We start from the raw sequence: 11,600 nt of genomic DNA on the forward strand, positions 1-11,600 counted from the left end.
AGCGATCCGGTGGGCCTCCCCTCCCCCTTGCGGGGAGGGGTAGGGGGGTGGGGGTGGTTCCGCTGGCCTCGCCAAAGGGTCACCCGGCCACCCCCACCTCCAGCTCCTCCCCGCAAGGGGGAGGAGAGAGTTGCCGCCCCTCACGCCCCCGCCTCCGCCCGCGCGTCCTTGCGCCCGAACAACTCGCGGAACACCGGGTAGATCTCGCGGCGGTGGTTGACCTTGCGCATGGCGATGGCGCCGCCGGATTTGGCCAGGGCTTCGTAGGTCCGCCATAGGGTCGTGCGGTGCTCGACGAAGCCCGCCCGCGGTCCGTTCTCGTCTCCGACCTCGAGATAGGCGAAGTGCTGGCAGGCCGGCAGGATGTGGGCGCGCAGCAGGTCGGTCGCCGTAGGAGCGTCGCTCGATACGTTGTCGCCGTCAGAGGCCTGGGCCGCGTAGATGTTCCAATCGTTGGGGTCGTAGCGCTCGGTGATGACGCGCTTCATCTCGACGAGCGCCGAGGAGACCAGGGTGCCGCCGGTCTCGCGGGACCCGAAGAAGGTCTCCTCGTCCACCTCCGTCGCCTTGTCGGTGTGGCGGATGAAGACGATCTCAACGTGCCGATAGCGGCGCGTCAGGAAGATGTGCAGCAGGATGTAGAAGCGCTTGGCCAAGTCCTTCATGTGCTCGGTCATCGAGCCGGACACGTCCATCAGGCAGAACATCACCGCCTGCGCCACCGGGCGCGGATAGGTCTCGAAACGGCGGTAGCGCAGGTCGAGGGGATCGACGTAGGGGATGCGCTTTGAGCGCTCGCGCAGGGCCTCCAGGGCGAGCTTCAGATCGGGCAGAGCGGGATCGGTCTCGAACGCCTGCGCGATCTGCGCCTCCAGCGTGGCGATCTCGTCGGGCTTCGGACGCTTGAGGGCAATGCGCCGCGACATCGAATTGCGCAGCGTTCGGGTCAGCGCGAGGTTGGCCGGCGATCCGGATGTGGTGTACCCGGCCCGCCGCAGGCCTTCCGTTTCAACCACCGAGAGCCGGCGCTTGGCGAGGTCGGGCAGTTCGAGGTCCTCGAGGAAGAGTTCGAGGAACTCGTCGCGGGTGAGGACGAAGCGGAACGCGTCCTCGCTGTTCTCAGAGCCGTCGCCGCCCTCCCCCGAGCCGCCGCCGCCCGATCCGCTCGGCGGCCGCTCGATGCGGTCGCCCTCCACGTAGGTCTTGTTGCCGGGCAGGATGTGGTCCTGCAGGCCGGTGCCGGACTGGCGGCTGAAGCGGGGCTCCCGCACCCCGTCCACCGGCACCGTCACGCGCCCATCCTTGCCGAGATCCTTGATGTCCTTCTCGCGCGCGGATTCCCGCACCGACCGCTGTGCCATGTCCTTGATACGGCGCAGGAAGCGCTGGCGGTTGGGAAGGCTCTTGCCTCCTGGATTGAGCCGACGGTCGACGATGTGCATCCGGTGTCTTCGCCCTCAACCCTCAAGATCGCCGCGGGTCCGGCCAGCCGGTACGGCCATCCTCACCCGGCCTGCTTCACCCGCATGTACCATTCCACGAGGCGCCGAACCTGCCGCTCCGTGTAGCCGCGCGCGACCATGCGCTCGACGAACTCGCCATGCTTCTTCTCGGTGTCGCCGTCCTTCTTGGACCCGAAGGAAATCACCGGCAGTAGTTCCTCGACCTGGCTGAACATCCGCCGCTCGATGACCTCGCGCAGCTTCTCGTAACTCGTCCACGACGGATTGCGGCCGCCGTGCTGCGCGCGGGAGCGCAGCGCGAACTTGACGACCTCGTTGCGGAAATCCTTCGGGTTCGCGATGCCGGCCGGCTTCTCGATCTTGGTGAGCTCCTGGTTGAGGAGCTCGCGGTTGAGGAGCTGGCCGGTCTCGGCATCCTTGAAGTCCTGGTCCTCGATCCAGGCGTCGGCGTAGTCGATGTAGCGGTCGAACAGGTTCTGACCGTAATCGTGGTACGATTCGAGATAGGCCTTCTGGATCTCGTGACCGATGAACTCCGCGTAGCGCGGCGCCAGCTCGGTCTTGATGAACTCGATGTAGCGCTTCTCGGTCTCGGGTGGGAGCTGCTCGCGGCGCAGGGCCTGTTCCAGCACGTACATGAGGTGAACGGGGTCGGCCGAGACCTCCGTGGTGTCGTGGTTGAAGGTCGCGGCCATGACCTTGAAGGCGAAGCGGGTCGAGATCCCGTCCATGCCCTCGTCGACGCCGGCGGTGTCCTTGTATTCCTGCATCGAGCGTGCGCGGGGATCGACCTCGCGCAGGGACTCGCCGTCGTAGACCCGCATCTTCGAGAACGCGTTGGAATTCGCGTGCTCGCGAAGCCGCGAGAGCACGGAGAACCGTGCCAACATCTCCAGCGTCCCCGGAGCGCAGGACGCGTCCGACAACTCGGAGCCGGAGACCAGCTTCTCGTAGATCCGCTGCTCTTCGGTGACCCGCAGGCAGTAGGGCACCTTGATCACGTAGATGCGGTCGATGAAGGCTTCGTTGTTCTTGTTGGTCTTGAAGGTCTGCCACTCGGATTCGTTCGAGTGCGCGAGGATGATGCCGGTGAAGGGGATCGCGCCGATGTTCTCGGTGCCGACATAGTTGCCCTCCTGCGTCGCCGTGAGCAGGGGGTGCAGCATCTTGATCGGCGCCTTGAACATCTCGACGAATTCGAGGACGCCCTGGTTGGCCCGGTTCAGGCCACCCGAGTAGGAGTACGCATCGGGATCGGCCTGGCTCAGGGTCTCCAGCCGCCGGATGTCGACCTTGCCGACGAGGGAGGAGATGTCCTGGTTGTTCTCGTCGCCCGGCTCGGTCTTGGCGATGGCGATCTGGCGCAGGCGCGAGGGCCGGACCTTGATGACCTTGAACTGCGAGATGTCGCCGTTGAACTCGTCGAGCCGCTTCAGGGCCCAAGGGCTCATCAGCCCGGTGAGGCGCCGGCGCGGGATGCCGTAGCGTTCCTGGATCTCCGAGCCCATGAGCTCCGGATCGAACAGGCCGAGCGGGCTCTCGAAGACCGGCGAGACCTCGTTCCCGGCCTTGAGCACGTAGACCGGATGGACCTCCATCAAGGCCTTGAGGCGCTCGGCCAGCGACGACTTCCCGCCGCCGACGGGACCCAGCAGGTAGAGGATCTGCTTGCGCTCCTCCAGGCCTTGGGCGGCATGGCGGAAGAACGAGACGATCCGCTCGATCGTCTCCTCCATGCCGTAGAACTCTGAGAAGGCCGGGTAGACTCGGATCGTGCGGTTCATGAAGACCCGGCCGAGGCGGGCATCCTTGGCCGTGTCGACGAATTCGGGCTTCCCGATCGCGTCGAGGATGCGCTCGGCGGCTGACGCATACATCAGGGGCTCGTCGCGGCAGGCTTCGAGATAGTCGGAGAGACTCATCTCCGTATCGCGGCGCGCCTCGTAGCCCCTGGCAAAGCTCTGGAAAAGGTCGTTCGTCGACGGCATAGGCACTCCGATCCCCTCACGACATTCACAGCTTCATCCTGTCTCGCCTCCGATGCAACTGACAGGCCCAGATTTGTCGCAGAGCGACGGCGACATGGTTACGGCGTGTGATGAATGCCACACGGAGCGATTCCGGGTCGCCTGTTCGGTGCGATCGGCGCACTCTCCGTGAGGGTGCGCCGGCGCCCGGACCTGTCGTTTCGATCAGAGTTCGGTCCCCTCTTTCTTCGCCTCGCCACCCGTTTTGCCGGCCGCAGACCCGACCGTGATCTTGATGGTCTGTGTCTGGACCTGGCCGTCCGAATTCTTGATGTCGACCACGACCTCGTCGGCACCCGTGAAGTTTGCCTTGCTCTCGTAGAACACAGCCTGAACGGCGGCGTCCTTGTTCGGGCAGCGATAGCTCGCCGGCGTCTTGATCTTGCCGACCTTCGTCACGAGCGAGCCGTTCTTCGGCGCACCGCTGACACGGATCTCCGGCATCGGGCCGGCGGTGCAATCCTTCTTCAGGTTCGGGACGATCGCGAGCCTGACGGTCTTGCCGCTGGCAACGGTCTCGCTGCGGGTCACCGTGGTTTGGGCCAGGGCCGGTGCCGTCAGTGCGACGATGGCGACGAGGGTGGCGGTCGAGCGGATCAACATCGTGACGGACTCCCGTGAGGGCGCGACGGTCCGGTCCCGAATGTCCCGGTCCCTGCCGTGCCTCGGCTGAAGCGCATGTGGGGACGGCACGATCATGCGTCGAGTGGTGCCTCTCAATAAGGAATGTGCCGTCTTTTCGGGCAGAGCCGCGTCGGTACCCGTGCTCCGCCGCATGACGAGCCAGTCTCACTCGCTCGCGGCTTAGGATTCCAGTCCGGTTTCCGGCGGGACCCTCAACGCGTCCAGCATCTCGCGACAGGCGTAGAGCTCGTTCAGGACTCCCTCGAGCGACGTCTTGTCCGATGCCGACAGGCCGCCGGCCGCCTCGGGCCCGTCCTCGGCGGCGTCCGGTTCCCGCATCGCCGGTGCCTCGGCCTCGCCCCGCCCGATCGACTGGACGAAGCGCACACCCCCTTCCTTGAGGACGCGCTGCGCGCCGCGGATGGTGTAGCCCTGCCCGTGCAGAAGGCGGCGCACGCCCTTGATGAGGTCGACGTCCTCCGGGCGATAGTAGCGGCGGCCCCCTGCCCGCTTCACGGGCTTGATCTGGGTGAAGCGCGTCTCCCAGAATCTCAGGACATGCTGGGGAACGTCGAGCTCGTCGGCGACCTCGCTGATCGTCCGGAAGGCTCCGGCGCTCTTCTCCGATGCTTCCGGAAGGTCCCGCGTCGCCGCCATCGCCATGGTCGTTCTCAATCCTCGTCGTGAGCTGCCGCGCCGTTCAGGCCGTTGATCCGGGCTTTCAGCACGTTCGACGGCTTGAACACCATCACCTGCCGCGGCTCGATCTCCACTTCCACGCCCGTCTTCGGGTTGCGCCCGACGCGGCGGCCCTTGCTGCGCACGACGAACGAACCGAACGATGACAGCTTGACCGTTTCCCCCTGCGCGAGGCAAGCGCAGATTTCGGAGAGCACGGTTTCGACGAGGGCGGAGGATTCGGTGCGCGAGAGACCGACCTCCTGATAGACGGCCTCGCTCAGATCGGCGCGTGTGACCGTCTTCCCACTCATGAATCCGCCCCTGGACGTGTCGATACGTTTGACACGTATCTCTATGATGCGACACGCTAATCGCCCGCTCGGCCCGGGTCAACCGAAAGCCGGGCGCTACCAGCGGATCAGGGCGGCGCCCCATGTGAAACCGCCGCCGATGGCCTCGATCATCACGAGGTCGCCCTGGCGGATGCGGCCGTCCTTCCTGGCCACGTCGAGGGCCAGGGGAATCGAGGCGGCGGAGGTGTTGCCGTGGCGGTCGACCGTCAGCACCACCTTCTCGCGGGCGATGCCGAGCTTGTCGGCCGAGGCTTCGATGATGCGGCGGTTGGCCTGGTGCGGCACGAACCAGTTGAGGTCGTCGGCCGTGGTGCCGCTCGCCCGGAAGGCGTCGAGGATGACGTCGGTGACGGACCCGACCGCGAACCGGAACACCTCCTTGCCCGACATCCTCAGACGTCCGGTGGTGCCCGTGGAACCGGGTCCGCCATCGACGTAGAGCTTCTCGCGATGACGCCCGTCCGAGCGCAGGCTGGAGGCGAGCACGCCGCGGTCGGCGCTGGTGCCCTCGCCGGGCTGGGCTTCGAGCACGATCGCCCCCGCGCCGTCTCCGAACAGGACGCAGGTGGTGCGGTCCTCCCAGTCGACGATCCGGGAGAAGGTCTCGGCGCCCACGACCAGTGCCCGCCGCGCCGCGCCGGTGCTGAGAAACTTGTCGGCGGTGGTGACGCCGTAGACGAACCCGGCGCAGACCGCCTGGAGGTCGAAGGCCGCGCCGTGGTGGATGCCCAACGCCGCCTGGATCTGAGTCGCCGTGGAGGGGAAGGTGTGGTCGGGCGTCGACGTGGCGCAGATCACGAGGTCGATGTCGTCGGGACCCAGTCCGGCATCGTCGAGCGCGGCCCGAGCCGCATGTGCGCCGAGCGTGGACGTGGTCTCGTCGGCTGCGACGAGGTAGCGCTGTCGAATGCCGGTGCGCTGGACGATCCAGTCGTCGGAGGTGTCGACGGTCTCGGCCAGCATCGCGTTGGTGACGCAGCGGGCGGGCAGGTGAGAGCCGCTTCCCACCACGACTGAGCGCAGGATCGTCATCGACGCATTCCTCCCATCTCGCCCTCCGTCCCGCCTTCCATCGCGGGCGGCGTCACGCGGACACCGCCGCGGGCGTCAGGTCGAGCATGTCGCGGATCGTGCGCATGAGATCGTGGCGGGCCATGTCATGGGCAAGGTCCACCGCCGCCGCGAAGCCATGCGCGTCTTCGGAGCCGTGGCTCTTGATCACGATTCCCTCGAGCCCGAGGAACACGCCGCCATTGGCACGGCTCGGGTTCATCTTCTCGCGCAGGGCCTTGAAGGCCTGACGGGCGAAGAAGTAGCCGATCTTGGCCGACAGGGTCCGGCTCATGGCGGAGCGCAGGTAGGTGCCGATCTGCTTGGCCGTGCCCTCGGCGGTCTTGAGCGCGATGTTGCCGGTGAAGCCTTCGGTCACCACCACGTCGACGGTGCCCTTGCCGAGATCGTTGCCTTCGACGAAGCCGTGATAGGTCAGGTTCGGCAGGGTCGCCTCGCGAAGCCAGCGGGCGGCTTCCTTGACCGCCTCGTTGCCCTTCATCTCCTCGGTACCGACATTGAGGAGGCCGACCGTCGGCTTGTCGAGGTCGAAGACGATCCGGGCCATGGCAGCTCCCATCAGCGCCATCTCGACGAGGTGCTCGGCATCCGTGCCGATGGTGGCGCCGACGTCGAGCACCACGCTCTCGCCGCGTACGGTCGGCCACAGGCAGGCGATGGCCGGGCGCTCGATGCCGGTCAGCGTCTTCAGGCAGATCTTCGACATCGCCATCAGCGCGCCGGTATTGCCGGCCGAGACGGCGGCATCGGCCTCGCCGTCCTTCACCGCCTGGATCGCCCGCCACATCGAGGACTTGCCGCGGCCCGAGCGCACCGCCTGGCTCGGCTTCTCGTCCATGGCGATGGCGATCGTGGTGTGGCGGATCTCGACGGCGCCCTTGAGTCGGGGCTCGGCGGCGACGAGCGGCGCGAGGATCGCCTCGTCGCCGAACATCAGGAAGGTCATCTCGGGATGGCGCTCGCGGGCGATGGCCGCGCCCGGCACGACGGTCGAGGGACCATGATCGCCGCCCATGGCGTCGAGGGAAATGCACACGCGCTGTGACATGGGGGTCCGGCCGGGGCCTCTTGCGAAGGGGATGCCCCCGTCGTGAGGGCGGGATGGCGGCTCCGCGTCCTTGCGGACCGTGTGTTCTGCGGGCCGCATTCTCGGGCGAGCCATGTGCCCGGCGCGGCGGAAAATAGCGATCCCTGCCCACCGGGCAAACGAAATCTCGGGCGCCCACCCGGCCTGCCCGAATGGGCGATGTCGAAAAGTGCGCTTCCGTCAGGGCTCCCGGTCGCGCAACGATCGAAGGCCCCCGAGTGGGCCGGCCTCGTCCTCGTCGGTCACGGGGGTGAACGCGATCCAGGGCTTGCGCGGGTAGGGATCGAGCCCGAGCGCCAGGAACTCGGCGGCCAACGTGCCGAAATCGATCCGGTTGCCGATGATCGGATCGGGTATGTCGGCATCCTCGGCATCGGTCCCAACGAGGATGTCGGTATCGGTGAAGACGACCTCCACCGGTTCCGACACCTCCGATTCGAACGGATCGAGGCTCACCGTGCAGACCTGGGTCACGGTCGCGCTGACGGTGCCGGTGACGATCAGGCGGGAGGAGGGTCCACTGACGTTGAAGCGGCCGACGAGGTCGCGGATCGCCGGGATCTTGAACTCGGCCGCCAGCGCCTCGCATTCCTGCGGCGTCGCCTCGACGAGCACCTCGCTGCCGTCCTTGCGCAAGCGATCGATGCGGGTCGGGCGGGTGAGCGGGCCGGCCTTGGAACCATGTGTCATGGCGCACTCCTCGCGTCAGCGAATGCCCCGGGCTCCGGGAAGCGCGGCCCTGCTTCCAGGAGGTCGTCGAGGCTTGCGTCCTGCAGCGACGCGCCACTCGCCAACACGTAACGCGCAAGGCCTGCCCCCGCCCCATCCTCGTCGGTTCCGAGAACGTTGCGGGCGAGCGCGAGACCGAGTGCGTGCTCGTCAGCCGTCGCCAGCGCGGCGCCGTAATTCTCGGCGCGCCCATAGAAGGCCGCGCCGAGCTTCTTCATGCGCTTCGGCACCCCGAAATCCCCGACCCCGAGCTCGCGCAGCGAGGAATCGAGCTGCAGGAACACCGAGTTGACGAGGTCCTGGGCCACGTCGGCGGCGGGCGGCGGCAGCGTTTCCAGGCGGCGCAAGACCAGGATGACGTGCAGGCTCAGGCACTCGAAACGGCCCTCGACCGAGTCGGGAACACCGAGCGCGGTATAGAGCGCGGGAGCCCGCGAGGCGTCGTTGATGCGCTTATGCAGCGCCTCGATGGCGCGGTTGCGCGAGTCCTCGCGCCGGAACAGTCGCCAGATCATGCCGGGCTCCGCCGCCATCCGCGTTCGGAATCGGCCGTGGGCTGCGGCCATGCTTGCCTTGTCAAAACCATAACCCCGCGGTACGGCAACGGACGGTCAAGGTGCAAGCGCCTTCCGGCCTCACGGCCGGCTGCGTTTGACGCGGCCCCAGAATACATTGCCAAGGCGCGTTCGGCAGTTCGCGTACAGTGTTCAAAAGCATCAAGGGTGGCCGATGTCGCGCCGTCTCGTTTCGTCGCTCGCTCGTCTCGCCGCCATCGGTCTCGTCGGGATCGGCGTGTCGGGCTGCATCGGCGAAGACCTTCGCCATGGCTACCAGATCGACCAGGCCGCGCTCGCCACCATCAAGCCGGGCATGAGTGCCGAGCAGGTGCTGCAGATCCTCGGCACACCCTCCACCGTCTCCACCGTCGGCAACAAGTCCTGGTACTACATCAGCCAGAACACGCGCCGCACGGTGCTGTTCCTCGGCGAGCAGGTCGAGGACCAGAAGGTCACGGCGGTGTATTTCAGCGGCGCCTTCAAGGTGGAGCGCGTCGCCCTCTACGGTCTCCAGGACGGCAAGGTGTTCGATTTCATCGAGCGCACCACCCCGTCGAGCGGCTCCGACCGCGCCTTCCTCAGCCAGCTCTTCCGCGGCCTGACCCGCTACGAGCCCTTCGGCAGCGGCAGCGGCACCAGCATCGTCCCTGGCGCCAACCGCGGCAACTAGCGGTCTAGATCCGGCGCTCGGTACCCACCGAGCGCCTGAGTCGCGCGGATTTCGCGGCTCAATGCGTGCTCGACAGCTTCATCATGACGAGCCCCGAGACGATTAAGGCAGCCGCGATGAGCCGGGCGGCACTCGCCTGCTCCCCAAGGACGGTGATGCCGATCAGGAAGGCACCCACCGCACCGATGCCTGTCCAGATCGTGTAGGCCGTTCCGAGCGGCAACGTCCGCATGGCGAGGGCCAGAAGGCCAAAGCTGCCAGCCATCGTCACGGCCATGATCGTCGTCGGCCATGGGCGCGTGAAGCTGTCGGATTGCTTCATCGCGTAGGCCCACACGATTTCGAGAACGCCCGCGCTGATGAGGTAGACCCAAGCCATTGCGGCCCTCCGCTCAAAGGGCCGGGCCGTCCCGGACTTGGGCCCCGCGAACGGGGGAGGACGTGGCCTCGCGCCGGCTTAGCTAAAGCGCCGCCCCCGGCTGTCAAGTTCGGGACCCCGTGCCCGTTCAGGCGGCCTCGAACAGCGGTACGATCCGCATGCCCGGTACGAGGACGAGGCCCTTGTCGGTGATGCGGATCTCCGGGATCACCGAGAGCGGGATCAGGTTGAAGCCCATGTACGGAATGGTGCAGCCCGCCTGCTCCCAGGCCGCTTTGAGGATGCGCACCTCCTCGGCGACGACGCCGACCCGCTTGTCGGAGAGCAGGCCGGCCACGGGCAGCGGTACGGATGCGACGACCTTGCCGTCCTCGACGATACAGACGCCGCCCTGCGTCGCGCCGATGGTGTCGAGGGCGAGCCGCATGTCGGGCTCGTTCAACCCCGCCACGATCACGTTGTGCGAGTCGTGGCCGACGCTGCTGGCCACCGCCCCCGCCCGGAGGCCGAACGCACGCAGCAGCCCATGCGCGACGTTGCCGTTGCGGCCGTGGCGCTCGATCACGGTGACGAAGGTGCAGTCGTTGTCCCTGAGGGTGGCTGTCCAGTCGGCGCCGGGCTGCAGCGTGAACCGCTCGTGGACCAGCTCGATGCCGGGCAGCGTCGTACGGATGGCGTTGACGGTGCAGGGAGCGGTCGGCAACTCCGGCACGAGGCGCGGCACCGGATCGGGCAGGTGGATCGTTTCGTAGGCGGGAGACGGGTAGCGGTAGGGGCGCGACAGCGCCGCATCGAGCAGCGGCGTGATGCGGCGGTCCTCGACCACGCATTGCCCGCCATACCAGGTCGATTGCGGGACGAGGCTGTCGTCGAGCAGCACGAGGTCGGCGCGGCGCCCGCCACCGAAGCCACCGACCTCGCCGTCGAGGCCGTAGCGGGTCGCCGGATGCAGCGAGCCCATCGCCCAGGCCTGGACCGGCGGGACGCCCAGGCGAACGGCTTCGCGCACCACCCAGTCGAGGCCGAAGGCGAGGAGATCCTGCGCGTCGCGGTCGTCGGTGCAGACGCAGACACGCTTGGCCGCGGCTCCGAGGGCGGTGATCGTCCCGATGGCTTTGGGCAGGCTGTGCCAGGGCGTGGTCGGCGGGCCGCCGCGCAGGTAGACCCAGACGCCCGCCTCCAGAAGGTCGTCGGCGATGTCCTGGTCGATGGCCTCGTGCGTGTCGGTGACGCCGCTGGCTGCATAGGGCGCGACGAAGCTGCGCCCGTAGATATGGCCCGAGACCGGCCTGCCGCGCTCGAGCGCGGCGGCGATGATCGCATGGGCGCGGGCGTCGCCCTCGGCCACGGCCACGAAATCCATCTTCTCGCCCAGCCCGATCGCTTCCGGCCAGGCATCGAACAGGGCGGCGATCTTGGCGGGCGTGAGGTCGCCGCCGGCGGTCTCCAAGTCCGGCGAGGTCGCCGGCACCGTGCTCGGCACGGTGAGGTAGATGTTGAGCGGGGCGGCCCTGGCATCCTCCAGCATCCAACTGATCCCATCGGAATCGAGCACGTTGCCGATCTCGTGGCTGTCGCAGACGATGGTGGTGGTGCCGTTCAGGAGGGCGGCCTCCGCATAGGCGCAGGCCGTCACCATGCTGCTCTCGATGTGGAGATGCGGATCGACGAGACCCGGCGCCAGGAGCCCGCCGGCGACGTCCTTGCGCGGCGCGGCTCCGCGGTGGCTGCCGGCGGGGTGAACGGCGGCGATGCGCCCGCCCGCGATCCAGACCTCCCGGTCGGGCAGGATACGCTCCGAATAGGTCGAGAGCAGGCGTGCGCCGGTGATGACGAGGTCCGGGTCGCTGCGCCCGGCGGCGACGTCGGCGAGCCGCCGCGTCATGCGGCTCAGGGGCTCGACGGAGAAACGGGTCAGCGCGCGTGGTTCGGTCATCGCGGTCCTCGATCGTCCGGCAT

At 67.6% G+C, this 11,600-nt stretch carries 12 protein-coding genes; 1 reads left to right on the forward strand and 11 read right to left on the reverse strand.

Annotated elements, in window-relative coordinates:
* Positions 1-140 precede the first annotated feature (140 nt).
* From ACFE7U_RS11970 to ACFE7U_RS12010, 9 genes are all read right to left on the reverse strand, one after another.
* Complete coding sequence (locus ACFE7U_RS11970; protein WP_375409952.1) at positions 141-1,442, reverse strand: YeaH/YhbH family protein; 1,302 nt, start codon at positions 1,440-1,442, stop codon at positions 141-143.
* 62 nt (positions 1,443-1,504) lie between these two features.
* Positions 1,505-3,451 (reverse strand): PrkA family serine protein kinase, encoded by a 1,947-nt coding sequence (locus ACFE7U_RS11975; RefSeq protein WP_375409953.1) that lies wholly within the window; start codon positions 3,449-3,451, stop codon positions 1,505-1,507.
* A 204-nt stretch (positions 3,452-3,655) separates the two neighbouring features.
* Entirely contained in the window at positions 3,656-4,093 is a 438-nt protein-coding gene (locus ACFE7U_RS11980; RefSeq protein ID WP_375409954.1) for a 4-aminobutyrate aminotransferase, read from the reverse strand.
* Between the two features lie 201 nt (positions 4,094-4,294).
* Positions 4,295-4,771, reverse strand: a complete 477-nt coding sequence (locus tag ACFE7U_RS11985; protein ID WP_375409955.1) for a MerR family transcriptional regulator — start codon at positions 4,769-4,771, stop codon at positions 4,295-4,297.
* 14 nt (positions 4,772-4,785) lie between these two features.
* On the reverse strand, positions 4,786-5,106 hold the full coding sequence (locus ACFE7U_RS11990; protein ID WP_375409956.1) for an integration host factor subunit alpha: 321 nt from the start codon (positions 5,104-5,106) through the stop codon (positions 4,786-4,788).
* Between the two features lie 96 nt (positions 5,107-5,202).
* The gene (locus tag ACFE7U_RS11995) at positions 5,203-6,180 is read right to left on the reverse strand and encodes a beta-ketoacyl-ACP synthase III (protein WP_375409957.1); all 978 of its coding nucleotides are present in this window, start codon (positions 6,178-6,180) and stop codon (positions 5,203-5,205) included.
* A gap of 52 nt (positions 6,181-6,232) precedes the next feature.
* Positions 6,233-7,267 (reverse strand): phosphate acyltransferase PlsX, encoded by a 1,035-nt coding sequence (gene plsX, locus ACFE7U_RS12000; protein WP_375409958.1) that lies wholly within the window; start codon positions 7,265-7,267, stop codon positions 6,233-6,235.
* Positions 7,268-7,486: 219 nt separating this feature from the next.
* Positions 7,487-7,996, reverse strand: a complete 510-nt coding sequence (locus ACFE7U_RS12005; RefSeq protein ID WP_375409959.1) for a DUF177 domain-containing protein — start codon at positions 7,994-7,996, stop codon at positions 7,487-7,489.
* Positions 7,993-8,550, reverse strand: a complete 558-nt coding sequence (locus tag ACFE7U_RS12010) for a ubiquinol-cytochrome C chaperone family protein (protein WP_375409960.1) — start codon at positions 8,548-8,550, stop codon at positions 7,993-7,995. Before ACFE7U_RS12010 ends, ACFE7U_RS12005 begins: the two co-directional genes overlap by 4 nt.
* Positions 8,551-8,764: 214 nt before the next feature.
* Between ACFE7U_RS12010 and ACFE7U_RS12015 the strand changes: the two genes are divergently transcribed.
* A complete protein-coding gene (locus tag ACFE7U_RS12015) occupies positions 8,765-9,262 on the forward strand; it encodes an outer membrane protein assembly factor BamE (RefSeq protein ID WP_375409961.1) in 498 nt (165 codons plus the stop codon).
* A 58-nt stretch (positions 9,263-9,320) separates the two neighbouring features.
* Here ACFE7U_RS12015 and ACFE7U_RS12020 read toward each other — a convergent pair whose 3' ends face one another.
* Both ACFE7U_RS12020 and ACFE7U_RS12025 read right to left on the reverse strand, forming a co-directional pair.
* The gene (locus tag ACFE7U_RS12020; protein ID WP_375409962.1) at positions 9,321-9,641 is read right to left on the reverse strand and encodes a DMT family transporter; all 321 of its coding nucleotides are present in this window, start codon (positions 9,639-9,641) and stop codon (positions 9,321-9,323) included.
* A gap of 127 nt (positions 9,642-9,768) precedes the next feature.
* Positions 9,769-11,577, reverse strand: coding sequence for an adenine deaminase C-terminal domain-containing protein (locus ACFE7U_RS12025; RefSeq protein ID WP_375409963.1), 1,809 nt, complete (start codon positions 11,575-11,577; stop codon positions 9,769-9,771).
* Positions 11,578-11,600 lie beyond the last annotated feature (23 nt).

Origin of the sequence: uncultured Methylobacterium sp., from assembly GCF_964251405.1 — a bacterium.
In the GTDB taxonomy this organism is placed as follows: domain Bacteria; phylum Pseudomonadota; class Alphaproteobacteria; order Rhizobiales; family Beijerinckiaceae; genus Methylobacterium.